Source organism: Kitasatospora sp. NPDC091335 (genome assembly GCF_044757205.1).
In the GTDB taxonomy this organism is placed as follows: Bacteria; Actinomycetota; Actinomycetes; order Streptomycetales; family Streptomycetaceae; genus Kitasatospora.
Map to the genome: position 1 here is coordinate 427559 of NZ_JBIVUM010000003.1, position 26720 is coordinate 454278.

General features: G+C 73.1%; 21 protein-coding genes. 12 read left to right on the forward strand and 9 right to left on the reverse strand.

The window, feature by feature from the left end; translation table 11 throughout:
• Positions 1-20 precede the first annotated feature (20 nt).
• The 3 genes from ACIQOW_RS10585 to dnaE all read left to right on the forward strand — a co-directional run bounded on the left by ACIQOW_RS10585 (position 21) and on the right by dnaE (position 6177).
• Positions 21-962, forward strand: a complete 942-nt coding sequence (locus ACIQOW_RS10585; protein ID WP_401082385.1) for a transporter substrate-binding domain-containing protein — start codon at positions 21-23, stop codon at positions 960-962.
• A 141-nt stretch (positions 963-1103) separates the two neighbouring features.
• Positions 1104-2441, forward strand: a complete 1338-nt coding sequence (locus ACIQOW_RS10590; protein ID WP_401082388.1) for a cryptochrome/photolyase family protein — start codon at positions 1104-1106, stop codon at positions 2439-2441.
• A 181-nt stretch (positions 2442-2622) separates the two neighbouring features.
• On the forward strand, positions 2623-6177 hold the full coding sequence (dnaE, locus tag ACIQOW_RS10595) for a DNA polymerase III subunit alpha (RefSeq protein ID WP_401082391.1): 3555 nt from the start codon (positions 2623-2625) through the stop codon (positions 6175-6177).
• A gap of 58 nt (positions 6178-6235) precedes the next feature.
• On the opposite strand, the gene ACIQOW_RS10600 is transcribed toward dnaE, so the two are convergent.
• Positions 6236-7459 (reverse strand): AMP-binding protein, encoded by a 1224-nt coding sequence (locus ACIQOW_RS10600; RefSeq protein ID WP_401082394.1) that lies wholly within the window; start codon positions 7457-7459, stop codon positions 6236-6238.
• A gap of 339 nt (positions 7460-7798) precedes the next feature.
• On the opposite strand from ACIQOW_RS10600, the gene ACIQOW_RS10605 reads away from it, so the two are divergent.
• From ACIQOW_RS10605 to ACIQOW_RS10620, 4 genes are all read left to right on the forward strand, one after another.
• Positions 7799-8959 (forward strand): hypothetical protein, encoded by a 1161-nt coding sequence (locus tag ACIQOW_RS10605; RefSeq protein WP_401082397.1) that lies wholly within the window; start codon positions 7799-7801, stop codon positions 8957-8959.
• 124 nt (positions 8960-9083) lie between these two features.
• Positions 9084-9734, forward strand: a complete 651-nt coding sequence (locus tag ACIQOW_RS10610; RefSeq protein WP_401082399.1) for a hypothetical protein — start codon at positions 9084-9086, stop codon at positions 9732-9734.
• Between the two features lie 9 nt (positions 9735-9743).
• On the forward strand, positions 9744-9872 hold the full coding sequence (locus tag ACIQOW_RS10615; protein ID WP_401082401.1) for a hypothetical protein: 129 nt from the start codon (positions 9744-9746) through the stop codon (positions 9870-9872).
• Positions 9857-10675: a hypothetical protein gene (locus tag ACIQOW_RS10620; protein ID WP_401082403.1), complete on the forward strand. Its 819-nt coding sequence runs from the start codon at positions 9857-9859 to the stop codon at positions 10673-10675. Before ACIQOW_RS10615 ends, ACIQOW_RS10620 begins: the two co-directional genes overlap by 16 nt.
• A gap of 30 nt (positions 10676-10705) precedes the next feature.
• Here ACIQOW_RS10620 and ACIQOW_RS10625 read toward each other — a convergent pair whose 3' ends face one another.
• Positions 10706-10912, reverse strand: coding sequence for a hypothetical protein (locus tag ACIQOW_RS10625; RefSeq protein WP_401082405.1), 207 nt, complete (start codon positions 10910-10912; stop codon positions 10706-10708).
• A gap of 127 nt (positions 10913-11039) precedes the next feature.
• On the opposite strand from ACIQOW_RS10625, the gene ACIQOW_RS10630 reads away from it, so the two are divergent.
• Positions 11040-11561, forward strand: coding sequence for a pyridoxamine 5'-phosphate oxidase family protein (locus ACIQOW_RS10630; RefSeq protein ID WP_401082407.1), 522 nt, complete (start codon positions 11040-11042; stop codon positions 11559-11561).
• A 78-nt stretch (positions 11562-11639) separates the two neighbouring features.
• Here ACIQOW_RS10630 and ACIQOW_RS10635 read toward each other — a convergent pair whose 3' ends face one another.
• The 7 genes from ACIQOW_RS10635 to ACIQOW_RS10665 form a co-directional block, all read right to left on the reverse strand.
• Positions 11640-13169: a GMC oxidoreductase gene (locus ACIQOW_RS10635; protein ID WP_401082410.1), complete on the reverse strand. Its 1530-nt coding sequence runs from the start codon at positions 13167-13169 to the stop codon at positions 11640-11642.
• On the reverse strand, positions 13166-14650 hold the full coding sequence (locus ACIQOW_RS10640; RefSeq protein WP_401082413.1) for an FAD-dependent oxidoreductase: 1485 nt from the start codon (positions 14648-14650) through the stop codon (positions 13166-13168). Before ACIQOW_RS10640 ends, ACIQOW_RS10635 begins: the two co-directional genes overlap by 4 nt.
• The gene (locus tag ACIQOW_RS10645; RefSeq protein WP_401082416.1) at positions 14647-15078 is read right to left on the reverse strand and encodes a hypothetical protein; all 432 of its coding nucleotides are present in this window, start codon (positions 15076-15078) and stop codon (positions 14647-14649) included. The genes ACIQOW_RS10640 and ACIQOW_RS10645 overlap by 4 nt, the downstream gene beginning before the upstream one ends.
• On the reverse strand, positions 15075-16505 hold the full coding sequence (locus tag ACIQOW_RS10650) for an aspartate aminotransferase family protein (RefSeq protein WP_401082418.1): 1431 nt from the start codon (positions 16503-16505) through the stop codon (positions 15075-15077). The genes ACIQOW_RS10645 and ACIQOW_RS10650 overlap by 4 nt, the downstream gene beginning before the upstream one ends.
• Positions 16502-18019, reverse strand: coding sequence for an NAD(P)/FAD-dependent oxidoreductase (locus ACIQOW_RS10655; RefSeq protein WP_401082421.1), 1518 nt, complete (start codon positions 18017-18019; stop codon positions 16502-16504). The genes ACIQOW_RS10650 and ACIQOW_RS10655 overlap by 4 nt, the downstream gene beginning before the upstream one ends.
• Positions 18016-19251: a DegT/DnrJ/EryC1/StrS family aminotransferase gene (locus ACIQOW_RS10660; protein ID WP_401082424.1), complete on the reverse strand. Its 1236-nt coding sequence runs from the start codon at positions 19249-19251 to the stop codon at positions 18016-18018. Before ACIQOW_RS10660 ends, ACIQOW_RS10655 begins: the two co-directional genes overlap by 4 nt.
• Positions 19252-19415: 164 nt before the next feature.
• Positions 19416-20645, reverse strand: coding sequence for a GNAT family N-acetyltransferase (locus ACIQOW_RS10665; RefSeq protein ID WP_401082427.1), 1230 nt, complete (start codon positions 20643-20645; stop codon positions 19416-19418).
• A 372-nt stretch (positions 20646-21017) separates the two neighbouring features.
• On the opposite strand from ACIQOW_RS10665, the gene ACIQOW_RS10670 reads away from it, so the two are divergent.
• The 4 genes from ACIQOW_RS10670 (at position 21018) to ACIQOW_RS10685 (ending at position 26556) form a co-directional block, all read left to right on the forward strand.
• Positions 21018-21329 carry a hypothetical protein gene (locus ACIQOW_RS10670; RefSeq protein ID WP_188298395.1) on the forward strand — a complete coding sequence of 104 codons (312 nt, stop codon included), beginning with the start codon at positions 21018-21020 and terminating at the stop codon, positions 21327-21329.
• 155 nt (positions 21330-21484) lie between these two features.
• Positions 21485-24526, forward strand: a complete 3042-nt coding sequence (locus ACIQOW_RS10675; RefSeq protein WP_401082431.1) for an amino acid adenylation domain-containing protein — start codon at positions 21485-21487, stop codon at positions 24524-24526.
• A 126-nt stretch (positions 24527-24652) separates the two neighbouring features.
• The gene (locus ACIQOW_RS10680) at positions 24653-25879 is read left to right on the forward strand and encodes a hypothetical protein (protein ID WP_401082434.1); all 1227 of its coding nucleotides are present in this window, start codon (positions 24653-24655) and stop codon (positions 25877-25879) included.
• Between the two features lie 101 nt (positions 25880-25980).
• A complete protein-coding gene (locus ACIQOW_RS10685) occupies positions 25981-26556 on the forward strand; it encodes a TetR/AcrR family transcriptional regulator (protein ID WP_401082436.1) in 576 nt (191 codons plus the stop codon).
• Positions 26557-26720: the final 164 nt, after the last annotated feature.

A 26720-nucleotide genomic window follows, 5' to 3' on the forward strand; every position in this document is an offset into this window, starting at 1 on the left:
CCGACCGAACTGGGGGACGCATGCGCACACTCGTCAACGGCACCGGACGGCGGATCGGACTGTCCGTGCTGACCGCGGCCGCCGTCCTGAGCGGGTGCAGCGGCGGAGGCGGCGGCGGAGGCGGGACCGTTCCTCCGCAGCCCGTTCCTTCGCCGCCCGGTCCCACGGCATCGACCACCCAGCCGGCCTGGCTCGGCGAACACGTGAACATCGGGGTGAAGAACGACCAGCCCGGTCTCAACCTGAAGACGGCGTACTCCAGCTCCGGATTCGATCTCGACCTGGCGAAGTACCTGGCCGAGAAGATGGGCTTCAAGCCGAACTTCATCGACATTCCCTCGAACGAGCGGGAGTCCAAGCTGACCAGCGGAGCGGTCCAACTCGTCATCGCCTCCTACTCGATGACGCCCGACCGGCAGGCTCTGGTCGACTTCGCCGGCCCCTACCTGAAAACCCGGCAGACCCTGCTCGTGCGGTCCGACGACAACAGGATCACCGTTCCCGGCGACGTGGCGAAGAAGCACATCTGTACCGTGACGGGAAGCACCTCCGCCGCCGGCGTGCCCTCGCCGTCGGGCCCGACCCCGGCCGGACTCATCCCCAGCTCCCTCTACTTCCACACGGACTTCGCCACCTGCGTGCAGGACCTCCTGGAGAAGCGGGCGGACGCCGTCTACACCGACGCCACGATCCTCTACGGCTTCACCCAGCTGTACCCGGGGAGGATGAAGGTCCTGCCCCTCACCTTCGGCGCGCTCAACTACTACGGAGTCGGGCTCCAGGCCGGCCATCAGGACACCTGCCGCACCATCATGAGACACGTCAGGGAGTTCCTCAGGGAGAAGTGGGTGCAGCACTTCCGGGACAACCTGCCCAGCATCGTCGCCGCCGACCCGGTCTTCACCAACGACTACCAGCCCGACAGCGAGTCCGACGTGGACCGGTACTCCCACTGCACCTGAGCCCCGGACCACCGATCCGGACCGGCGGCCCGCACCGGCCGACGGTCGTCGGCCATTCGGACCAATCCACCTCGCAGGCGGCTCCGAACCCGGGTAGGAGCATCCGACCACCCCGACGGCACCACCTGCGAGGCACCACCCGTGACCGTATCGATCGCCCTGTTCACCCAGGACCTGCGACTGCACGACAACCCCGTGCTGCACGCCGCCAGGGCCGCGGCCGACCGGGTCGTCCCGCTGTTCGTCCTGGACCCGGCCGTCGAGGACGCCGGGTTCGCCGCGCCCAACCGGCAGGCGTTCCTGGCCGACTGCCTCACCGACCTGGACGCCTCGCTGCGCCGGATCGGCTCCCGGCTGACCGTGCGCCGCGGCGAGCCCGCCGAGCAGACGGCCCGGGTCGCCGCCGAGGCCACGGGCACCGAGGCCGGTGGCGCCGCCACCGTGCACGTCGCGGCGGGCGTCAGCGGCTTCGCCCAGCGGCGGGAGGCACGGCTGCGGGCACTGTTCGGCGACCGGCTGCACGTCCACGACGCCTCGGTGACCGTGGTCCCGCCGGGCCGGATCACCCCGGCCGGCCGTGACCACTACGCGGTCTTCACCCCGTACCACCGCGCCTGGCAGCAGGCGCCGCGCCGCACGGTGCTGCGCGCCCCCCGGGCGCTCGACACCCCGGGCGGCCTCGGCAGCGAGAACCTGGTCCTCACCGGGCCGCTCTCGCCCGCGCTGCCGCCCGGCGGCGAGACCGCGGCCAGGGCGCGGTGGCGGCGCTGGGACGTCGACGCGTACACCGAGGTGCACGACGACCTCGCCGCCGACGCGACCTCCCGGCTCTCCCCGTACCTGCACTTCGGCTGCCTGTCCCCCACCGAACTCGCCGAGCGCGCCCTGCGGCACGACGGCGAGGGGGCCCAGGCCTTCGTCCGGCAGCTCGCCTGGCGTGACTTCCACCACCAGGTCCTCGCCGCCCGCCCGGACGCCGCGCACCGCGACTACCGGACCCGGGACGACCACTGGCACCGGGACGAGCGCGAGGCCGAGGCCTGGCGGCAGGGCCGCACCGGCTACCCGATCGTCGACGCCGGGATGCGCCAGCTCGCCGAGGAGGGCTGGATGCACAACCGGGCCCGGCTGCTGACCGCGGGCTTCCTCGCGAAGAACCTGTACCTGGACTGGCGGATCGGGGCCGCCCACTTCCTGTCGCTCCTGGTCGACGGCGACGTGGCGGACAACCAGCTCAACTGGCAGTGGGTCGCGGGCACCGGCACCGACACCCGCCCCAACCGGGTGCTCAACCCGCTGCGCCAGGCCGACCGCTACGACCCGGACGGGGCGTACGTACGCCGCTGGGTGCCCGAACTCGCCCACCTGCCGGGGCGCGCCGCGCACCGCCCCTGGCTCCTCGACGCCGACTACCCGGCCCCGCTGATCCCCCCGGACGCCCTCACCGACCGCCTCCGCCACGCCCGCGGCCTCGACTGAGCCCGGCCACGACGGGTGCGCACCCGGTGCCGGTGGCACGCGGCACCGGGCGGGCCCACGCGTTCGCCCATACCAGACCTCGCGGCCGGGGGCCCGCCTCCCCCCGGCCCGGCGTGTCGTTCACCCGGACCGACTAGCGTTGGACCCTTCCCCGAACGAGTCCCGCGAGGAGCACCGCACCGTGTCCGACAGCTTCGCCCACCTGCACGTCCACACCGAGTACTCGATGCTCGACGGGGCCGCCAAGAACGGGAAGCTGTTCGCCGAGGCGGAGAGACAGGGCATGCCCGCCATCGCGATGAGCGACCACGGCAACATGTTCGGTGCCTACGAGTTCTTCCACGCCGCCGCCAAGACCTCGGTGAAGCCGATCATCGGCATCGAGGCGTACGTGGCGCCGGCCTCGCGCTTCCTGAAGAAGCAGGTGTTCTGGTCGCCGGGCGGACAGCGCCCCACCGGCGCCGACGGCGAGGGCGGCAAGGACGTCTCCGGCGGCGGCCGCTACACCCACATGACCATGTGGGCACAGAACGCGACCGGCCTGCGGAACCTCTTCCGGCTCTCCTCGACCGCGTCGATGGAGGGCTACTACATGAAGCCCCGGATGGACCGCGAGCTGATCGCCGCGAACGCGGCCGGCATCATCGCCACCACCGGCTGCCCGTCGGGCGAGGTGCAGACCCGGCTGCGGCTGGGGCAGTACGAGGAGGCGGTCAAGGCCGCCGGCGCCTACCAGGACATCTTCGGCAAGGAGAACTACTTCCTGGAGCTGATGGACCACGGCCTGGACATCGAGCGCCAGGTCCGCGAGGACCTGCTGCGGCTGGCGAAGCAGCTGGACATCCCGCTGCTGGCCACCAACGACTCGCACTACGTGACCGCCGACCAGGCCGACGCCCACGACAGCCTGCTCTGCGTCGGCGTGGGCAAGAACAAGGACGACCCGAAGCGGTTCAAGTTCCAGGGCACCGGCTACTACGTCAAGACCTCCGAGGAGATGCGCGAACTCTTCCGCGAGCTGCCGGAGGCCTGCGACAACACGCTGGCGATCGCCGAGCGGGTCGAGTCGTACGAGGAGGTCTTCACCTACGTCGACCGGATGCCGCAGTTCGACGTGCCCGAGGGCGAGACCCAGGCCTCGTTCCTGCGCAAGAAGATCGAGATCGGCCTCAAGCACCGCTACGGGGACAGCCCCGGCCAGGACGTGCTGGACCGGATCGAGCTGGAGATGGGCGTGATCACCCCGATGGGGTTCGACGCCTACTTCCTCGTGGTCGCCGACATCTGCCAGTACGGCCGGGACAACGGCATCCCGGTCGGCCCCGGCCGCGGTTCGGCGGCCGGCTCGATGGTCGCCTACCTGACCGGGATCACCCAGCTGGATCCGCTGGAGCACGACCTGCTGTTCGAGCGGTTCCTCAACCCCGAGCGCATCAACCCCCCGGACGTCGACATCGACTTCGACGACCGCCAGCGCGACCAGATGGTCCGCTACGTGACCGAGAAGTACGGTGCCGCCTACACCGCGCAGGTCAACACCTTCGGCACGATCAAGGCCAAGGCCGCCGTCAAGGACGCCAACCGCATCCTCGGCTACCCGTTCGCGATGGGCGACCGGATCACCAAGGCGATGCCGCCGGACGTCATGGGCAAGGGCGTGCCGCTGGCCGACCTGTTCGACGAGAAGCACCCCCGCTACAACGAGGGCACCGAGATCCGGGCGCTGTACGACAACGAGCCGGACGTCAAGAAGATCATCGACACCGGGCGGGGCATCGAGGGCCTGATCCGCGGCACCGGCGTGCATGCCGCCGCCGTCATCCTCTCCTCCACCCCGCTGCTCGACCTCATCCCGCTGCACATGCGGGACAAGGACGGCGTGATCATCACCGGCTTCGACTACCCGTCGTGCGAAGCCATGGGCCTGATCAAGATGGACTTCCTGGGCCTTCGGAACCTGGGCATCATCGATCACTGCATCAAGATCGTCAAAGCCAACCGGGGCGTCGACGTCGACATCGAGAAGATCCCCCTCGACGACCCCACCACCTACCAGCTGCTCGCCCGCGGCGACACCCTCGGCGTCTTCCAGCTCGACGGCGGCCCCATGCGCGCCCTGCTGCGGCTGATGAAGCCGACCGAGTTCGCCGACATCTCCGCCGTCTCCGCGCTGTACCGGCCCGGCCCGATGGGCATGAACTCCCACACCAACTACGCGCTGCGCAAGAACAACCAGCAGGAGATCATCCCGATCCACCCCGAGCTGGAGGAACCGCTCAAGGACGTCCTCGGCCCCACCTACGGCCTCATCGTCTACCAGGAGCAGGTCCAGCGAGCCGCCCAGGTGCTGGCCGGCTACAGCCTCGGACAGGCCGACCTGCTGCGCCGCGCGATGGGCAAGAAGAAGAAGGAGGTCCTGGAGAAGGAGTTCGTCCCCTTCCACGCGGGCTGCCAGGAGCGCGGCTACTCGGACGAGGCCATCCAGGCGGTCTGGGACGTCCTGGTGCCCTTCGCCGGCTACGCCTTCAACAAGTCGCACTCCGCCGCGTACGGCCTGGTCTCCTACCAGACCGCCTACCTCAAGGCCAACTACCCGGCCGAGTACATGGCCGCGCTGCTCACCTCGGTCGCCGACGACAAGGACAAGATGGCGGTCTACCTGGCCGAGTGCCGCCAGATGGGCATCCGCATCCTGTCCCCCGACGTCAACGAGTCGGTGGTCGACTTCACCGCCGTCGGCAGCGACGTCCGCTTCGGCCTCAAGGCCGTCCGCAACGTGGGCGTGCCCGTCATCGAGTCCCTGGTGCGCACCCGCGCGGAGAAGGGCAAGTACACCTCCTTCCCGGACTTCCTGGACAAGGTGGAGCTGGTGGTCTGCAACAAGCGCACCGTCGACTCCCTGGTCAAGGCGGGCGCCTTCGACTCGCTCGGCCACACCCGGCTGTCCCTGAGCACCGTGCACGAGACCGCGATCGACGCCGTGACGGGCGTCAAGAAGCAGCAGGCGATCGGCCAGGACGACCTCTTCGGCGCCCTCGACGGCGACTCCGGCGGACCGGCCATCGGCCTGGACTTCGAACTGACCGACCGGGAGTGGCCGCGTCGCCAACTGCTGAGCCTCGAACGGGAGATGCTCGGCCTCTACGTCTCCAGCCACCCGCTCGACGGCGCCGAGCACATCCTCTCCCGCAACCGCGACAGCTCCATCGCCGAACTCCTCGGCTCCGGCCGGACCGAGGGGGAGGTCCGGCTGGCCGGCCTGATCACCGCCGTCGACCGCCGGATCAACAAGGCCGGGAACGCCTGGGCGATCATCACCCTCGCCGACCGCGACGGCTCGGTCGAGGTGCTGTTCTTCCCCGCCACCTACAACCTCATGGCCGACCAGATGATCGAGGACAACGTCATCACGGCCCGGGGCCGGCTCAACGAGCGCGACGGGTCGCTGAGCATCTTCGGCCAGGAGATCACGACCCTGGACATGTCCTCCGCCGAACTCGGCACCAAGCCCCCCGTCCAGATCACCGTCCCCGCCGCCCGGATCACCCCGGGCGTCGTCAGCGAGCTGAAGCTCGCCCTGGAGGCCCACCCCGGCGACGTCCCGGTGCGCCTGCTCACCACCAACTGGGACAAGGACACCCTCTACGAACTGGGGTTCCTGGTGAACCCCGACAACGGCCTCGCCTCCGACGTCAAGACCCTCCTCGGCACCCACGCCTGGGCCGGAACCGCGTAGCGGCCGGGCCGACGACCACCGGGGCCCTCGGCGCCGCGGGCTCAGAAGTACGGCGGGCTCAGAAGTACAGCGGGTGCAGGCTGCCCGAGCCCGCGACGCTGAGGCGCTCCTCGTGACCGGTGCGGACGAACGCCGCGGCGAGGCGGCCGTCCACCGCACCGAGGGCCAGGTCGTGCCGGGGGGCCGGTCCGTCCGGGGTGGCGCGCAGCCGCGGGCTGGGCAGGTACTCCTGGACCAGCCAACCCTCGGCGCCGGCGCGTTCGACCGCCTCCTGCCACTGCGCGTCGCCGGTCGCCGGCCCGATGACCACGCCGCGGCCCCGGGTGTCCAGCGGGCCTTTGAGCACGTGGTGCTCGCGGTCGCGGGCGATCCGGCGCACGGTGGCGTCGTCGCGGATGGCCACCTCGACGCCGGGCAGCGGCCGGCCCGCGGAGCGCAGCCGTTCCGGGTACCGGACGTCGTGTTCCGCGGCGTCCAGCTGGCTGATGCTGCCGGCCTCCGTCTGGCCGTAGATCTGGTAGAGCACCGGGCCCAGCCGGCGGACGGCCTCGGCCAGCCTGGCGGGGGACGCCCGGCAGGCGCCGTAGGGCAGGCTGGTGAGGCTGGCGAGGTCGCGCCGCCCGAGGTCGGGGTGGTCGAGCAGTCGGTGGAGCAGCGGCAGCAGCAGGTACAGCCGGGTGATCCGCTCGCGTTCGACCGCCGCCAGCACCTCGCCGGGCTCGAAGCAGTCGTGCAGCACGACGGTGCCGCCGGCGGCGAGTGTCCGGTCGGCGAGCCGGCCGGGCCCGTGGGCGATCGGGGTGCACACCAGGAGCCGGTGGGCCGGCCCGGCCGCCCGCCGCCAGGCGCCGGCCTGCGCGTAGCTGACGCAGACGCCCTTGGGCGGTCCTGTGGTGCCGCCGGTGGGGCGGATCAGGCAGACGTCCTGCGGCCGGGCGGCACCGGGAACGGGCTCCGCCGGCTCCCGGGCGGCCGCCGCGAGCAGGTCCTCGCCGGCCTCGGCCGGGCCGAGGGTGACCAGGTCGGCCGCCCCGGCCGTCGCGGCCAGGGCGGCGGCGCCCGCGGCGGACCGGGGGTCGGCGACCAGTACGTGGGTCTCGGCGTCGCGGACCAGCCCCGCGCGCATCCTGACCGGCGCATCGCCGTGGAACCGCACGACGCGGCAGCCGAGCAGGTGGGCCGCGCAGCGGGCGGCGATGGTCTCCGGCAGGTTGCCCGCCAGCAGGGTGACGGTCCGCCCCGGCCCTGCCCCGCGTGCCCGCAGCGCCCGGGCGGTGCGCAACTGGGCGTCAGGCCCTCCCAGTCCACCACCTCCGCCCGCAGTCCGCGCCCGCCGAGCTCCTCGCAGAGCGTCCGCATCTCCGCGTTGCCCTCGCCCCGGCCGACGATCCACACGTCCGCGACACCCGTCGCACCCATGGCGCACTCCTCACGCTCCGCCCCCGCAGGGCCCGTCAGCTCCCCAACGCCCCTGCGCCGCCCGGGGTTACGGCTCCCATCCGTGCACGCACCTCCACCGGCACCCGCACACCACGCCTCACATGAGGTGGCACTGACAACCCGCCGGCGCTGGCCTATCGTGCTTCACAGCCGTACGAACCGAGCCCGGAGGTGGTGCACCGTGCTGAACGATCGTTTGCGGACTGGGGCGCTGGAGGTGGCGGAGCGCTGCGCGACGCCGTTCTACCTGTTCGACCTGGCGGAACTCGACGCCGACTACCGGGAGATGGGGCGGATCTGGCGCCGGGAGTTCCCGCATCTGACGGTGGCGTACTCCTACAAGACCAATCCGCTGGCGGCCGTGACCCAGCGGCTGGCGGCCCTGGGCGGGACGGCGGAGGTGGTGTCCGGGGCCGAACTCTCCCTGGCGCTGGCGGACGGCTTCGCACCCGGGCGGATCGTCTTCGACGGGCCGGTGAAGAGCCCGGCCGACCTGGCCCAGGCGGGCCGCCTCGGAGTGCCGGTACAGGTCGACTCGCTGACCGAGCTGAGCGACCTGCTCGCGCTGCCCGGCGAGCACCCGCCGGTCGGGCTGCGGCTGTCCACCCGGGGCGCCGGCGGCGCGTGGTCGCGGTTCGGGCTGCTGCCGGACGAGGTGGTAGGGGCACGGGAGTTGCTGGCCCGGGCCGGCCGGCCGGTGTGGGGAGTGCACGCCGGGGTCACCACGCTGTCGGACCCCGAGGCGTACCGCGACGCGCTGGTGTCCTGGGCGGAGGTCATCCGGGACCTGGCGAAGGCCGCCGAGGGCCGGCTGACGGTGGACGTCGGCGGCGGCTTCCCGCCCCGCGGCGTCCCCGGTCGCGGTTGGGAGGTGTACGCGGCCGCCGTCGCGGCCGGGTGCCGCGAGGCCGGGCTGAGCCCCGACGAGCTGGACCTGCTGATCGAGCCGGGGCGCTCCCTGGTGGAGCGACACGGCGCGCTGGTCTGCCGGGTGGCGGTCCGCAAGTCCCGTGAGGGGCGCGAACTCCTGGTGCTGGACGGGGGAACGAACCTGGCCCGCACCGTGAAGAGCCGGGCGCACCCGATCGAGTTCCCCGCCGCGCCGGGCGACCTCGGCGGACGGTACCGGCTGCTCGGCGCAAACTGCTACGAGGCCGACGTGTTCGCGGACGAGATCGCGGGGCCCGCCGGCGCGGCGCCCGGGGACGTGGTGGTGATCGGCGGCGCCGGCGGCTACGACCAGCCGTTCGCCCACCTGTGGGTGCGGCACCGGCCACCCGTCCACGCGCTGGACGGCGACGGCTGGACGGTCGTCCGGGAGCGGGGCGACACCATCCGGTAGGCGCCCTCCGGCACCCGCACGTCCGAGTGCCGGTGCCGCACCGCCCTCTTGAGATCGCGTAGCCGGATGACTACGCTCGGTTCGCCGTCCGGGCTTCCGACCAGACGAGGACGTGACCGTTCCCATGGCTGACGACGACAGCGGGGCCGCCGACGGCGAGAGCTGGCCGGGGCTGGACGAGACGTTCACCCGGCAGGTCGCGAAGGTCGGCACGACGCCGGAGGGGCGGGCGCTGGCCGAGTCGCACACCGTGGGCGACCCGGCCGCCGGCAAGGCCCGGCCGCTGGGGCTTCCGCTGAGTCTGCGGCCGGGCCTGCGCGGACAGTTGGAGGAGTTCGTCGCCGCCTACCACCGCATGATCGAGGTCATCGTGGCCGCCTGGGAGCACGACCCCCGGCTGCGGCGGGTGAGGTCGAGCCGCAGCAGGTGCACCCGGGTTTGCGACGGCCCGACCCTTCGCCGGATCACCCGGGACCGCGAACGGTACGTCCTCAAGAGCCCGCTGGACGCCAACGGCCGCGGCGTGGTCGTCGGCGTGGAGACCGGCGAGGCCGCCTGGGCCGAGGCCTCCGCACGTGCCATCGCCGAGGGTTGGCTGGTCCAGGAGTACCTTCCCAGCCCACGGCTGCGCGACGGCTCCGACGGATCCTCCGCCCACCACGACCTGGCCCTCGGCGCCGTCGACGGCCGGCTGGTCTCCGCCTTCGTCCGCACCGGCCACGAGGCCCGGCTCAACGTCGCCCGCAGCGGTCGGCTCCACCCGCTCTACCTCTGAGGAGCCGCCGTGGACGACGTCCCGGTCTTCGACCCGGACCGCGACCTGACCGCCCTCCCGGGCGTGGCTCCGCACCCCCTGCACGCGGTGCTGCTGAAGGCCCACGACGAGGTCCGCCGGGGGTGGAGCAGGAGCTGATCCGGTCGGCCGCCCCACCGTCCGCGCCGTTCCCGGTACTTCCGGCCATCGGCGTGCTGCATCCGGTGGCCGAGCCGTTCCTGCGGCAGCGCGTCCTCACCGCCGTGGACTGCCTCCAGCGGATCGTGCGGGCCTATCCGGGAAGCCCGGCCCTCCAGGACTTCCTGGACGTGCCGCCGGTCCTGCACCGCTGGATCGTGCGCCACCCGCGCCCGGAGTCCCTGACCGTGGACTTCTGCCGGCTGGACCTGTTCGGCGACCGGCTGGGGACCGTACGGGTCCTGGAGTTCAACGCCAGCAGCCCCGGCGGCGTGATCGGGGCCGGCATCGTCGCCCGGCTCTGGCGCCGGACGCCCGGGATCGGCGCGCTCCTCGACCAGTGGCGGGCGCCGGGCGGCCGATTCGAGGACGAGAACTGGTTCGCCGAGCGCGCGACCCTGCGGACCATCGTCCCCTGGAGCCGGAAGCTCGGCGACGGCATCACCGTCGAACAGGCCGCCGCCGGGCGGACCCGCCTGGTCCTCAAGGCCCCCTACGGGTACGTCGGCAACAGCGTGCGCATCGGCTGCGAGCACGGGCCTGAGGAATGGGCCGAACTCGTTGGCTCCCCACAACACCAGGGCTGGCTCGTCCAGGAACGCGTCGCCCCCGCCGCCGTCGGCGCCCTGACCCGGGACCTGTGCGTCGCCGTACTCGACCGCACCGTCCTCGGCTACTTCAGCCGGGCCGGCCGCAGCAGCCTCGTCAACCTCGCCCGGGGCGGCGGGGTACAGACCGTCCTCAGCTCGTTCCCCGCCGCCTGACGCCCCGGAGCCGCGCCGCCGGTCGCGGCCCTACGCCGTGGCGCCCGTGTGCAGGAGGTGCGCGACGCGGCTGAGGCCGACGGCGTGGGAGGCCTTGAGGAGGACGACGTCCCCGGCGACGAGCAGGGTGCCCAGGAGGGCGAGGAGCGCGTCGGGGTCCGGGACGGGTTCCGTGCGCGGCCGGGCGGGTCGACGCCCTCTTCTGGCCTGCGCCGGGCCTCGGTACAGTGAGAACACGCACCAGTGAGAACACGAGGAACCGGCGTCCCGGCGCCCGGCCGCAGGACGCCCGGCGGAGCGACAGGTCCGCCCCCCTTGCCTGTGCGACCCCGTGGCAGCTCAAGCTCACCGAACCGGAGGCACTGTGCCCAGCTCGGACGACGAACTCTGCACCTCCGCACGCGACCTTCTCCGCTCCACGCGCTACCTGACCCTCGGCACGGCCTCGCCGCAGGCCGTGCCGTGGGTGAGCGCGGTGGCCCACGCCTGGGACGACGAGGACCGGTTCTACTGGATCTCGGGGCTGGACACCCTGCACTCGCGCAACATCGCGGCCAATCCGGCGGTCGCGCTGACGATCTACGACTCCAACCCGGCCGGCGGGGGCGGCGACGCGCTGTACGCGCTCGCGCAGGCCGAGGTCCTGGAGGGCGCGGACCTGGTCGAGGGCTGCGAGCTGTACTACCGGCGGCGCTACCCGGACGAGGCGGCGCGGGCGCGGCGCTCCCGCCCGCCGCAGGACTTCACCGGGGACTCCCCGAGCCGGATCTACCGCGCGCGGGTCACCGCCTACTCGATGCTCTCCCCCGACGGTCACCCGGTCCACGGCGACGAGGTCAACTACCGCGTCACCATCCCGTTCAGCACCAAGCAGCTCGCCGACTGAGTCCCCGGGCGACACCTCCGGCCCGCAGCCTGGTCGACCAGGCTGCGGGCCGGACGGGTTGGCGTTCGTACGCCGGCCTCAGGCCAGCACTCCCCCGGCGATCCGGAAGGCGTTGGCGGCGATGGTCAGGGCCGGGTTGACGGCCGCCGACGAGCAGAAGACCGAGGAGTCCGCCACCCAGAGGTTGTCGTGCTCGTGGGTGCGCCCGGCCGGGTCGACCACGCTGGTGGCCGGGTCGGTCCCCATCACGGCCGTGCCGCACTGGTGGGAGTTGGTCTCGATGCCCATCCGCCGGGTGAACACCAGCGGGTAGCCGGCCGCGCGCAGCGAGCGGGTGGTGCGCCGGACCAGCTCCTGGTGGGGGCCGAGGTTGTTGGGCTGCCAGTGCACGGTGATCCGCCCCGCGGTGTCCAGGGTGATCCGGTTGTCCCTGGTCGGCAGGTCCTCGCTGGTCAGGTAGAGGTCGAGGCTGCGGCGGGTGACGAACCGCCGGACCGCGGTGGGCACGTTCGGGCGGGCCGCGCGCACCATGGGCTCCTGGAGCTTGCCCAGCATCTGGACGTTGCCCAGCGGGGCACGGCCGTTCCTGGCGAGGTACCAGTCGTTCAGGCCCAGCGTCTTCTGGAAGACCGCCCGGTTGCGGTGGGCCGGGTCGGCGGCGACCAGGAAGGTGCTGTTGTGCACCATGTAGTTGCGCCCGACCCGGCCCGATCCGTTGGCGAGGCCCGAACGCAGCAGCAGCGCCGCGGTGTTGACGGCGCCGCAGGCGAGGACGAAGCGCTCGGCCCGGATCGTCAGCTCCTTGCCGTCCCTGGTCGCCACGGCGTGCGTCACCCGCCGTCCGGTGGCGTCGGTGTACAGCCGGCCGACCAGGGTGCGGGTCAGCAGCCGGACGTCACCGGAGGCCAGGGCGGGGCGCAGCGCGCGGACGTCGGCGTCGCTCTTGGCGCCGAGCATGCAGGGGAAGCTGTCGCAGGTGGCGCAGCGCACGCAGTCGCCGCCCTCGCGCAGGTCGATGCCGGTCGGCAGGTGGAAGGGGTTCAGGCCCTGGCCGCGCAGCCGGTCGGCGAGGTCGGCGACGGCGCCCTCGTGTGCGACGGCCGGGTGGGGGTAGTCGGTGGAGCGCCAGGGGTCGGTGGGGTCCTCGCCGCGGGTGCCGTGCACCCGGTAGAGGTCCTCGGCCCGGGCGTAGTGGGGTTCCAGGTCGGCGTACTCGATCGGCCAGCCGGACGTGTCGCCCTCGGCGTGGGCGACCTGGCCGAAGTCGGTCTCGCGGAAGCGCGGGAGGGTCGCTCCGAAGACCTTGGTGTTGCCGCCGACGTAGTAGTGGACGCCGGGGCTGAAGGGCCGGCCCTGGGCGTCCTGCCACTGGTCGCCGTTGCGGTAGCGGCCCTGGACGAACACGGCTTCCGGGGACCAGTTCTGTTGTTCGCGCGGCAGGAAGTCGCCGCGTTCGACGACGAGGATCCGCGCGCCGGAGGCGCTGAGCGCGTGGGCGAGGGTGGATCCGCCCATGCCGGAGCCGAGGATCGCGAGGTCGCAGGTCACCTCGGGGCCGTCCGGCTCGATCACGCCAGGGAGCCGGTGCGGTGCCAGGTCGTCCGTCATCCGGTGGTCTTCTCCTGTCGGGTGGTCTGGAGCAGCCGTTCGGTGATCTCGTGGGCGAAGGCCATCACGGTGCCCTGGGGGCTGATGCCGGTCGCGCCCGGGAGCACCGAGGCGTCGCAGAGGTGGAGGTTGTCGAAGCCGTACGGTCTTCCGGCGGCGTCGCAGAGTCCGCCGCGGTCGGCCGCGCCCATCGGGCAGGAGGCCATGGCGTGGACGGAGACGAGCGGCCAGTCGGCGAGGGAGCTGTGTTCGGCGCACTGCCTGGCCTCGTCCTCCGAGCGCAGCGGCGGGCCGGGGAACGGGGGGTGGATCTCGGTGGCGCCGGCGGCGAGGAGCAGCCGGGCGGTGAGGTGGAGCGCGGAGCGCAGCTTGGTGCCGTCGTCGGCGGTGAGCCGGTGGCGCAGCAGTGTGTGGCCGCCGGGCAGGGCGGTGACGGAGACCGGTCCCTCGACCCGGACCTGTGCGGTGTACAGGGCGACCCGGTCGAGGTCCGCCAGCAGGGTGTTGACGGTCTGCGGGTCGTGGCCGGCCAGCGCGGCGGCGAGGCCGCCGGGGGTGAGGTTGGCGGGCATCACCAGCAGGCCCTGGTCCTGGAAGTGCTGGAGCTGGGCGGTGAAGATGGTGCCGCTGGTGGCCCGTACGGGCTCCGGGAAGCGGGCGACGACCTTCAGGTTGACGTGGACGGCGGTGCGCCGGCCGGCGTGGCGGCGGTGGATGCCGCTGCGCTGGAGCAGGGCCGGGCTGCCGATCGGTCCGGCGGCGAGCACCACGGTGCGCGGCCGGTAGGTGAGCGGTTCGCCTTCGGGGCCCACGGCGCGGACCTCGGTGACGGTCCGGCCGTGGTGGCCGAGTTTCAGGACCCGGGTGCGGGGGTGGATGCGCGCGCCGTGGCGTTCGGCGGCGGGCAGGTAGCTGAGCATCATGCTCTGTTTGGCGCCGGAGGGGCAGCCGGTCGGGCAGCGGTTGGCGTGCGAGCAGCCGGGTGCGGCGCGGCGGGCCGTGGCCCAGTGCCAGCCGAGCCGTTCGGCGCCGTCGGCGAGCAGGCGGGAGTCGCGGTTGCCGTCGCCGGGGTGCTGGGCGGCGACGCCGAGGCGGCGGGTGATCTCGCGCAGGTGGCCGTCCAGGTCGGTGTGGCGGTAGCCGTCGGTGCCGGCCCGGTGGGCCCAGCGGTCGAGCAGTTCGGCGGGTGGTTCCCAGAGCAGGCCGCCGTTGACGACGGTGGTGCCGCCGACGCAGCGTCCCTCGCCGAAGGCGATGACGGGCCGGCCGTGGATGGGGGCCAGTCCGGCGTGGCGGTAGAGGCGGCGGAGGTTCTGCGCGGGTGAGGCGGCCGCGATCTCGGCCGTCGTGACCCGCGGGCCCTCTTCGAGGACGACGGTCTCGCGGCCGGCCCGGGCCAGGCCGAGGGCGGCGACGCTGCCGCCGGCGCCGGAGCCGATCACGAGGGCGTCGCAGTCGATCGGGCGTGCCGAGCGGCTCATCGGGAGACCGCCCGGCCGGCGGTCCGCGGCGCCTGGAGGTAGTGCCGGGCCGGGTCGTCCCCGGCGGGGTGGAATCCGCCGGTGTCGGGCCCGGTGCGCCTGGGCGTGGTGGCCGCGGCGGCGTCGAGGCCGCTGTACAGCGCGAGCGTCTCCGTCGTCCGGACGGCTCGGCCGAGCAGCGGCAGCCGTTCCACCCGTCTGAGCCCGGCCAGCAGGGCGGCCGGCGGGGCGGTGGCGGTGCGGCGGCCGGTCAGCAGCAGGAGTGCGAGCGGTACCAGGCGCAGGGCCAGCGCCAGGCCGGCCCGGTAGTGCGGGGCCAGTTCGGCGAGGCTGCCGAGGATGTGGGCGCGTGCCGCGGCGCGGGGGCCCGGCGGGCTCAGGGCGGGGTGGCGCAGCGACCAGATCCGCAGGAGGAGGTCGACCGTCACGGGCGTAGCCTCCCGGCGGCGAGTTCCCTGGCCAGTCGGCCGAGCAGGCGTACCGCGCCCTGTCCGAGCACCTGGTCGAGTGCCCGCAGGAAGGTTTCCGCCTCTGGTTCCTCGGCAACCAGCGGCGGCGCGACGATCAGTGGCAGGCCGTGGTTGGAGCCGAAGAAGGTGAGCACGCCGTGGTCGCGGTAGAGGGCGGCGATCACCGCTCCGGTGATCGCCTTGGTGCGGAGCCTGGCGTCGCGGCCGAGTGCTGCCGGGAGCAGCGGCAGCAGCCGGTCGAGCGAGGCCGGTCCGGCCTTGAGGAAGACGCCGTGCAGGGCGCCGGACCCGGCGGTCGAGGCGACCAGGGAGGGGTGCCGGCGGGCGATGTCCCGTAGGCCCGTCTCCAGGACGGCGCCGAGTTTGCGGGCGCGCCCCGGGTAGTCGTCCTCGACGGCGACGGCGACGGCCTCCAGCGCGGTGGCGGTCTCCTCGCCGAATCCGTAGTAGGTCGTGCTGTGCAGGGTGGCGTCCTGGAGGTTGTCGTAGGCGCGGCGGAAGACCGGTTCGCGGGCCACGTACCCGGCGATGGACGCCTTGCCGCCGCCGAAGGACTTGGACATCGTCACGACGTCGGGGACCAGGCCCGGGTGGTGCATGAAGTGGAAGAGCGCGCCGGTGCGGCCCCAGCCGGTGTAGACCTCGTCGAAGATCAGCACGATGTCCTGCTCGGTGCACAGCCGGCGGACCTCGCGGAGGAACTCCCCCGAGCACTCGCGCAGGCTGGACGCGCTGAACGGCTCCAGCACGACCGCGTAGACGTCGCTGCCGCCGTCGAGTGCCCGGTGCCGTTCCAGCGCGAGGGCGAAGGAGTCGAGGTCGCCGTAGCCGAAGTAGTCGGTGCCGGGGATCCTCGGGTAGTCGAAGTGGAGTTCGGGCGAGGCGGTGAGGCTGCCCGCGCCGAGCAGTTTGCCGTGGAACGAGATGTCGGTGTGCAGCACCGTGCCGCGGCGCCCCGCGTGGTACTTGTAGGCGAGTTTGACGGCGCCTTCGACCGCCTCCGCACCGGAGTTGGGGAAGTAGCTGATGGCGAGGTCGCCGGGGAGCAGCTTGGCCAGGTTGTGGCTGAGGGCCGCGACGTAGGGCGAGAGGTAGTTCTTGTGGACCTCCATCCGGCCCTGCTCGGCGAAGCGCCGGCGGGCGGCGAGGATCCTCGGGTGGTTGTGGCCGTGGTTGAGGACGCCGATCCCGCCGGTGAAGTCCAGGATGCGCCGTCCGTCGCGCAGGGTGATCCAGCAGCCCTCGGCGCTCTCGACCAGGTCGTGCCCGAAGCCGAACGCGCCGACCAGGGAGACCTGGCTCCGGCTGACGAAACTCCGGTAGAGCGCGTGCACCTGGTCTTCCGTCAGGTTCTCGGCGGCCGCGATGTCCAGCAGGTCGTTCATACCGCCTCCTTTGTCGGTGTCGTGCGGAGCCCCGCGCGCTCGCGGGTGCGGATCCGGTCCGCGATCAGCCGTCCGGCGCTCCGGCCGTGCCGCACGGCGTAGTTGGTGCCGCGGTCCTCGGGGAAGACCTGCGCCATGCTCGACATGTAGAGGCCGGGCACGGCGCACTCGACCCCGGGGACGCGCCGCGAGTAGCCGGGGGTGATCACCGGCTGGGCGTGCTCCGCCCGCCAGACGTGGTAGCGGTGCACCCAGTCCTCGCGGAACCGCGGGAACATCCGGCGCAGGTGGGGCAGGCTGTGGCGGAAGACCTCCTCGTCGCTCATCCGGTACAGCTCGGCGTCGACCGGCAGGTACTTCGACAGGTAGACGAGGTGCCGGCCGCCGTAGCGCTCCGGGGCGTCGAGGTTGGTGTGCTCGATGACGCCGACGTAGGGGAACTCCGGGTCGGTGACGTTGAGCCAGTAGGTGTCGGACAGGGCCCGGCGGTTCTCCAGGACCAGGCACAGGTTGGCCAGGTACGGGACGGAGCGCAGCCTGCGCACCAGCCCGGGGAGGGCGGGGTGGGCGCCGGCGTCCCCGTCGAGCATCCCGGCCAGCAGCCCGGGGGCGGTGGTCACCAGCACCCGGCGGGCCCGCAGGGTGCGGCCGCCGATCCGGACGCCGGTGACGCCCCGCTCGCCGACCAGCACCTCGTCGACCGGGCTGCCGGTGTGCAGTTCCACCCCCAGCTGCCGGAGCCGGTCCTGCCAGGCGTCCAGCAGTGCGCCGGAACCGCCCCGCAGGTAGTGCAGCACCTCCTGCCCCGAGCGGGACCGGCTGCCGCCCCGCAGGTGCAGCTTGGTCCACATCCAGGTCGCGCCGACCTCGGACGCGTAGGAGCCGAACTTGCCCTCCAGCAGGGGTCGCCAGACCACCTCGAAGGCCCGGCGCCCGCCCAGCCGGACCAGCCACTGCTCGGCGGTGAGCGACTCCAGTTCGCGCCAGTGCCGCACCCGGCCGGCCCGCAGGGCCGACAGGCCGAGCCGCACCCGGTCGACCGGGGGCAGCGGGGCGAAGCGCAGCACGTCGAGCGGGCTGGAGAGGCGGTACACCGAGTTGGCGTGGTAGACGCCGGTGCGGGTGGGGTGGCGTTCGATCAGGTCGGCGCAGCCGAGTTCGGCGCAGAGCCGGAAGATCTCGCGGTCGGAGTCGAACCAGTGGTGGTAGAACCGCTCCAGCTGCCGGTCGCCGACGGTGAAGGTCTTGGCGAGGCCGCCGATCCGGCTCGACGACTCCACGACCCGGCAGCGCAGGCCGGCCAGGGCGAGTTCGTGCGCGGCGGCCAGACCGGTGAAGCCGGCGCCGACCACGATCACGTCGGCGTCGTCGGGCACCCCGTCGTCGGGTATCGCGTCGTGGGGCACGCCGGCGTCGGGCACGTCGGCGTCCGGCACGTCGGCGTCGTCGAAGCCGGGCACCGCGTCCGTGTCCTCCGGCCGACCGGCGCGGTCGGCCGGATCGGCGGCGGTCACCGGCCCAGCACTTCCGACACGGCGGTGTCGAACCGCTCGGCGACGGCCTCGACGTCGGCCAGGGTGCTGCACGCGGTCAGACCGAAGTCGGCGGCCAGGTAGGTGTCGGTGAGGCCGATGGTCAGCGCGACGGAGCGGGCCAGGACGGAGTCGGTCTGCGGCAGCGCGCCGGCCCGGTAGTCGTGCCGCACGTTCTCGGGCGGCCGGCGGAAGGGGCTCGGGCGGGCGTCGCCGGCCATCAGGGCGGTGAGTTCGGGCAGGCCGCCGTAGTAGTGCTTGGGCGACTGGAGCAGTGGGCGGGTGCCGAGCTCCTTGGCCACGGCGTCGGCGCTCGCCGCGTCCTCGAAGACGTACACCAGCAGGGTCGCGCAGTCGCCGTCGGCGTCGTGCAGCAGGCGCGGGCGCAGGCCCTCGTGGGCCGGGATCGCGGCGGCCAGCGCCCTGGCCAGCGTCCGGTTGTGCTCCAGGATGGCGTCCAGACGGCCGAGTTGGGCGCGTACCACGGCCGCCGTGAACTCGTTCATCCGCAGGTTGAGGCCGAAGAGCTGGTCTCCGTCCGCGCTCTCCTGCCCGTACGGGTACCAGCCGTGGTGGTGGAAGGAGTACGCCCGCTGGAAGGTGCGCTCGTCCTGGGTGAGCAGGAATCCGCCGTCGCCGCCGGTGATCACCTTGAAGATGTTGGTGGAGAACGCCCCGGCCTGCCCGAAGGTGCCGACCGGACGACCGCGGTACGTCGCCCCGCAGGCCTGGGCGGCGTCCTCCAGCAGGAACAGCCCGTGGTCGTCGGCCAGCTGCCCGAGAGCCGACAGGTCGCAGGGCGCGCCGAGCATGTGGACGGGCATCACGGCCCTGGTGCGCGGGGTGATCCTGGCCCGGACGTCGGCCGGGTCGAGGGTCAGTGACTCGTCGATCTCGGCGATCACCGGGGTGGCGCCCGCGAAGACGACGGCCGAGACGGAGGCGGCGTACATGTAGCCGGGCACGATGACCTCGTCGCCCGGGCCGATGCCGAGCGCGGCGAGCGCGGCCAGCAGGGCGGAGGTGCCGCTGTTGACGCCCAGGCAGTACGGGCTGTCGAAGCGTGCGGACAGCTCCTGCTCCAGGCCTCGGACCTGGGCGTCCACGCCCGGTGGGCGGGAGTGCGCGTCGGAGGTGGCGAGCCAGGAGTCGACGACTTCGAGGAGGTTGCGTCGCTCCTCGGCGCCGAAGTACGAGTATCCGGGACCAGGCATGAGGCTCCTAGGGGCGTCGATCGGTGGTCGGTCGGATGTCGGGGAGGGGACGGCGGCCGCCGCGCTCCGGCTGGTGCGCGGGCGGTCCGGCGTCACAGCGTGATGGTGGGGCCCGGCGTCAGGGGACGACGGGGCCCGGTAGGGAAAGGGGATGAGGCCCGGCGTCAGAAGACGATGGGACAGAACGGGGCCGGGTCGTGGCGGAACGCCGTGGCGGCGGCCCTGACCGCGCCCGGGCGCAGTTCGCGCACCAGGCCGGCCCGGGCGAGCTGCACCAGGGAGGTGCCGCCGAGGTGCAGCGAACCCAGTTCCCGGGCCGTCAGCTCCAGGTCGGCCGGCGCGGTGGTGGGCCGGCACTCGCCGCCCTCGGCGCCGGTGCGCAGCCGGAACCGCCGCTCGTTCCAGGGGCAGAGCGGATCGGTGACGTCCAGGACGATGTCGGTCTCGGTGGCGTAGCCCCGCTGCTCCAGCGCCCGGTCGACGTCCACCAGCCGCACGTGCAGCTGGTCGCGCAGGACGGGCGCGGCGCTGCGGAGGTCGGTGAGCAGGGCGAGCACCGGGTCGTCCACCGGCCGGTCGGCGACCACGCTGCCGGCGAGGTCGACGTCGAGCAGGGCGTGCCACAGCGCCGCGCCGGAGGCGGGATCGCGGGCGAACAGCTCGCGCACCGACACCTCGTAGCGCGGTACCGAGTCCACCCAGGCCGAGGTCAGCCGGTAGAGGGCGTAGCCGGACGGCTCCCCCTCGTCCTCGGCCACCATGCAGAGCAGCCGGCCGGATCCGCCACGGTGGTCGGGCAGGTCCAGGACGGCCCGGGCGGCCCAGACCGCGTCCCGGCGCAGCATCCCGGGGCGCTCCCCGACGCACTGCGCGTACACGGCGGCGATCGCGGCGGCGTGCTCCTCCGGTCCGCCGATCCGGACGGCCCGGTCGCCGCCGTCCACGCGCAGGTCACGGGCGTGCCGGGCGATCCGCACCTTGACGGCCTGGCTGGCGAGGCCGAACCCGAAGCGGCCGTAGATCCCGGCCTCGGTGGTGTTGAGGGCGGCCACCGCCTCGGCACCGCTGTCGTGCAGGGTGTGCAGGACCCGGCGCACCATCGCGCTCATCACGCCGCGCCGCCGGTGTTCGGGCGCGACGGTCACGTAGCCGAGGCCGGCCACCGGCCGGGGACCGCCCGGCAGCGTCATCTCCAGGGAGTAGACGGCGCAGGTCCCGCAGGTGCGGCCGCCGGTCCGGGCGACCACCGAACGTTTGGGTTCGAAGATCGACGCCGCCGAGGCGTGGTACTCCGCGGAGTGCTCGTAGCCCCCGTACGCGAGTTCCGCGACCGGGAAGACGTCCTCCCAGGAATCTGCGGTAGATAGCTCCGGAACGGCAGAGAATTCGGGCATGCGTGTCACACGCTCCTCACTTACTGAAGATCCCTGGAATTCAGATCATGACGGTCCGGAATATGAGACGGCGCGTTTCCAGAGACAGGTAGACCAGCGCACACGGGTGTCCGGTGACCGGACCACGTCAGAAGTCACAGGTATATCACGATCGAACCACGCGGCGTCAAGAAGCAGGAACTGCCCCACTGTTCACTGGTCCGAAACGGTGATCGGCGTTCTCAACCGGAATTCGATGGTTCGCATCCAGCACTCTTGTGATCACTGGAAGATTCACTCAGACTCGGCTGCGGCGGATGATCCCTGGTACGCCAGCGATCCATTCTGATCCGCCCTCTTGCCCGTTTCTCTGATCACAGCGAGGAGACAGGTATGTCCAACCCCAGGTTCATCGCCGGGAACACTCCCATCGACGCGTGGCAGCAGCACGTCGAGGAGGACAACGGCACCGGCATCTACATCGACGTCGACACCTCCGCCGGCAACTTCAGCGAGACGCCCGTCTACACCGCCAACCTGTGCGGCCGCGACTCGATGTGGACGACCACCGGCGGCAACACCATCTACACCCCGACGTCGAAGGGCTTCCGGATCTACGTCCGCTGGCAGGACGGCCGGCCGCTGCCGGTCGAGTACGCGGTGAGCCACAGCTGGTACATCAGCTGGGTGGCGACCGAGGTCTGAGACCTGCCCAGGTCCCGCTGAGGCTCTGATCCGCTCCCGGGCCGGCCGGCGCCCGCACCTGCTGCGGTCGCGGGCCGGCCCGGTCGCGCCGGGTCCCGTCCCTGTCCCCGTTCCCGCCTCTGCCTCCGTCCTCGTTCCGCAACCAAGGGAGATCCATGCGAGCCCCCACCGAGCGGCAGCTGGGCCAGTTCTGCGGCGACACCGTCCCCCACCACCCGGACGTCACCGCCTGGAGCCTCATCGAGGCCGCGGCCGCCCGCACCCCGCACGCCGTCGCGGTCGAACACCCCGGCGGCACCCTGACCTACCGCGGCCTCATGCAACGGGTCGACGCCCTGGCCGGCCGGCTGGCCGACGCCGGGGTCCGCCGGGGCGACTTCGTACCGCTGGTGATGACCGGCGGCCCCGAACTCCCGGTCGCCATGCTGGCCGTGATGCGCTGCGCCGCGGTGTTCGTCCCGCTGGACGAACAGTGGCCGGGCCCTCGCCTGCACCCCATGGTCGACGCGTGCGACCCCGCCGCGATCCTGCTCTCCCCCGGCGCCGCCCAGGACGGCTGGGCCGCCCCGGTCCTCACCGTCGACCCGGTGTCCGGCACGGACCCCGATCCGGCCACCGCGGCGGCGGACGCCCGCCCCGCGCGGCCGACCTCCGCGCCGCCCCGACCCGACGAACTCGCCTACGGCTTCTACACCTCGGGCTCCACCGGCACCCCCAAGTGCGCCCTCAACCTGCACAGCGGCCTGGCGAACCGGCTGCTCGCCATGGGCCGCCGGTTCGGTTCGTCCCCGGGCAACGTGGTGCTCCAGAACAGCCGGCACACCTTCGACTCCTCCCTGTGGCAGCTGCTCTGGCCGCTCACCTGCGGCAGCCGGGTCGTCATCCCCCGTGCGCACGACATCCTCGACCTGACCGCCACCGTCGAGGTCATCGAACGCCACCGCGTCACGATGACCGACTTCGTGCCCACCATCCTCACCGCCCTCGTCGAACTGCTCGACTCCCAGCCCGAGTTGGTGGACGGTCTGGCGAGCCTGCGGATGCTGCTGGTCGGCGGCGAGGAGATCGCCCCGGAGAGCGTACGGGCCCTGCAACGGCTCCTCCCGCACCTGCGGGTGACCAACACCTACGGCCCCACCGAGGCCTCGATCGGCTCCGTCTTCCACGAGGTGACACCGCAGGACCCCTCCCCCGTTCCCATCGGCCGGCCGATCGACAACACCTGGGCGATCGTGCTCGACGAGCACGGCGAAGCGGCCCCCGCAGGGGAGATCGGCGAGATCTGCATCGGCGGCGCGTGCCTGGGCACCGGCTACCTCGGCGACCCCGACCGCACCGACCTGGTCCTCGTCGAGAACCCGTTCCCCGAGTTACCCGGGAAGCGGATGTACCGCACCGGCGATCTCGGCCACCACGACACGGACGGGCTGCTCTACTTCGACGGCCGGCGCGACCAGCAGGTGAAGATCGGCGGCGTGCGGGTCGAACTCTCCGAGATCGAGCACGCGATCACCTCGCACCCCTCGGTGCGCGAGGCCAAGGTGCTGGTCAGCGACCACGGCGGCGGACAGCACCTGGCCGCCTTCGTCACCGTACGGGGCGAACTGGCGACGAGCCGGCTCAGGTCCCACATCCGCGCGCTGCTGCCGGCCGAACTCATCCCCAAGCGGTTCATCAGGCTCGACGCCGTCCCGGTGAACGGCAACGGGAAGACGGACCGCAAGGCCCTCGCGGAACTCCTGAAGGCCCCGGGACCGACGGAGCCGAACGGCTGGACCGCCACCGGGAGCGGCACCGAACGCACCCTCGCCGAACTGTGGAACGCCCTGCTGCCGGAGCCCGTCACCAGCCCCGACGCCGACTTCTTCGACAGCGGCGGCGACTCGCTGCGCGCCCAGCGGCTCGCCCTCGCGGTATCGGCCCGCTTCGACACCCCGCTCTCGATCCGGGACATCGTCCACGCGCCGACCATCGCGCTCCAGGCCGCCGCGCTCGACGGCGGCCGCGCCCTGCCCGCCGCGCCGGCCGCCACCACGGCATCCGCCACCGACCTGACGCTGCCCGCCGACATCCGGCCGGCCGGCACCCCGTCCGGGCCGCCGCGGCACGTGCTGCTCACCGGCGCGACCGGGTTCGTCGGCGCCCAGCTGCTGCACGACCTGCTGGACCTGACCGACGCCACCGTCCACTGCCTGGTCCGCGCGGACGGCCCGGACGCGGCACGCCGCCGCCTGACCGACGCGTTGCACGGGTACCGGCTGTGGCGCGAGGGAACCGGCCACCGGATCGACGCCGTCCCCGGCGACCTGAGCAGCCCCCGGCTCGGCCTGAGCCCGGCCGACCTGCACCGGCTGGCCGACCGGGTCGACACCGTGGTGCACGCCGGAGCCATGGTCAACCTGGTGCGCGGCTACCGCGCCCACCGCCGCGCCAACGTGAGCGGAACCGTGGAACTGCTCCGGCTCGCCGCCACCGGCCGGCCCAAGACGGTGCACTTCGTGTCCACCCTCGCCGCCTGCCCGCCGCAGCCGACCGGCGGCATCGCGGTCCTCGAACGGCCGGTCCCCGCCGGCCTCACCCCCGACACCGGCTACGGCCAGTCCAAGTGGGTCGCCGAGCGCCTGCTGGAGGCCGCCGCCGAACGCGGCATGGCGGTCGCGGTGCACCGGCTCGGCGAGGTCATGCCGGCCACCCGCACCGGCATCCCCAACCCCGGCTCACGGGTCGAACTACTCGTCCAGGCCTGCCTGCGGGTCGGCGCCTACTTCACCAGCGACCTGACCACCGACTACACCCCGGTCGACCACGTCGGACGGCTGCTGGTCACCGCCGTCAACCACCGCCGGCCCGGCTACTTCCACCTGCTGCGGCCCGGTCCGCTGCGCCTCGACGACGTGCTCGGCGCCTTCGGAACCGCCTTCGGCCTGCGCGAGGTCGAGTACCGGGAGTTCTGGCAGGCCGTCCACCAGGCCGCGGCAGCCGACCCCGACAACCGGCGGCTCGCGGGGGCGCTGGCCCTGCTGCCGGTGCCGGAGACCCGCCCCGCACGGTCACCGATGGCCTTCGAGGACGCCGCCGCCCGCTTCGGCACCGACCGGGCCGAGGAACTCGCCGCCCTCGCCGACGCCCGGAGCATCCCGTCCAACCGGCACGGGCTGCACCGCTACGTCGCCCACCACCAGGAACAACGGGGATGACCGGGACGGAGCGGGCACCGGCGGGCGCGCGCCGGTCAGGGGGACTCACTACCATGACCTGACCGACCACCACCTCGCCGGCCGGCGCTCCGCTCCGCCGGCCACCACACCAACCGGGGACCAGCCGTGACCGTGCCCGCCACCAGGCATCCCGGCGCCGACGTGCCCGCGGCCGGTCCGGCGCCCGGTGGCGGCCGTTGGGCCGCCGCCGAGGCCGGCGTGCTGGCCCTGCCCCGCTCGCGGCGCGGCGGGCGCGGGCCGAGCCCGCTGCGGATCCTGCGTCAGCAGCGCCGCGAGGCCGCCCACGAGGGCTATCTGGCGTTCCTTTTCGACCCGCGTGAGCCGCACGGCCTGGGCGCGGAGTTGCTGGCCGCCCTGCTGGCCCTGGCCGGCCTGCCGGAACTCGCCGCCGATCCGCTGCTGGACCGGTCCTCCGTGCACCGGCAGGTGCGCGGTGCCAAGAGCCGGCCGGACCTGGTCGTCACCGGCCCGGCGGCCTCGGTCGTCATCGAGCTGAAGATCGACGCCCCGGAGGGCGACGCCCAGACGTCCCACCAGGGCGACGACTTCGCGGACCTGCCGAACCCGGTGTTCGTCTACCTCACCCCGACCGGCCGGCCGCCGGGCGACCCGCGGTTCCGCCCGGTCTCCCTGCGCGACCTCGCGGGCGAACTGGCGCGCCTGCTCGCTGCCCGGTCCTCCCGACCGTCCCGGCCGGACGCCCCCGGGCGGCGCCACGCGGACGACTACCTGAGCGACTTGGAGACCACCGTGGGCATCGGCACCGACGACGACGAGGACGCCGCCTTCTGGATCACCCACTCCACCGCGCTCCTCGCGGCCCAGGAGGCGGCCCGCCGGCTGCTGAGGCAGCTGCCCGCGCGCTCCGTCGCACCGCTCGGAGCACTCGCCGCGGAACTCGGCGGCGACCTCGCCGTGACCACCGTCGACTACAAGGCCGTCGGCGGCAGTGGCAGCTACCCGGAAACGGCCGTCCTCGTCAGCCGGCCCGAGTGGCTACGGGACGGCAGCGCCGTGCTCGGGTTCGGTCTCGGCATCCGCCGGGAGGACGACGGGCACCCCGGCCCCGATCCCGACGCCGGGAACCTCGCCCCGTTCCACGGCGTCTACTGCACCGATGCCACCCTCCGCGAGGCCATCGCCCTCCGGTTCGTCTCCAACGGGTGGGGCCGGCGCTGGGGGTGGTGGCAACGCCTGGAACTCACCGCACAGCCCGCGGGCACCGGCTTCGTCGACCACACCACCGCCCGGCTCGCAGGCCTGGTCCGGGAGACCTGGCGGGAACGGGCCGCCACCGTCGACCTCCTGTGGGCCGCGCACCACGCGCCGTAGCGCGCCGAGCCACCCCCACCGCCCCGCTGCGCTGCGCTGCGCTGACCGGTGTTTCAGGAGACGGACGGCCCGACGCCCGCACCCCGGTAAGGTGGTGGCTCATGGCCAGTCGTAAAACGTCGATCTTGGAAGCAGCGGCGCGGGTGATCGCGCGGCGCGGGGTGCGCGGACTGCGGGTGGAGGAGCTCGCGGCGGAGGCGGGTGTGTCCACCGCGCTGATCTACTACCACTTCAAGGACCGCACCGGGATCCTCCGGCAGACGCTGGAGTTCATCAACGACCGGGCGGGGCGGTACACGACCGAGCGCGCCGCGGACGCTCCGCCGGCCCCCCGCGAAGAACTGGAGCAGACCCTGCTGCTGGAGCTCCAGGACACCGTCGAGGTGCGGGAGAACAGCACGGCCTGGGGCGAGCTGCGGGCGAGCGCGGTGTTCGACGAGACGCTGCGCGAGGACCTGGCGCGGGCCACCCGGATCTGGGTGCAGGAGATCGCGGAGCTGCTCGGCACCGTACGGCCGATGTCCTCGGCGGTCGCGCTGGCCGGGGCGGCGGAGCGGCTGACCGCGCTGCTGGAGGGCCTGAGCACCCGCTGGCTCAGCGGCAGCCTGCCGCTGGCGCACGCCCGTACGCTCCTGGCCGACGCGATCGACGCCGAGGTCGACCGCCTCGGGTCCTGACCCGTACCGGCCGTCCGCCGGGCGTCACTCTGCGCAGTGAACACGTCAAGGATGAGTCAAGGCCCGCCCGCGAGTTTGACTGATTTTTCAGTCAATGCAAGCCTGAAGCGCAGGAAGGGTGCCGCCGGGCCGTCCCCGCGCTGCGCCGCCGCGTCGCGGCGCGA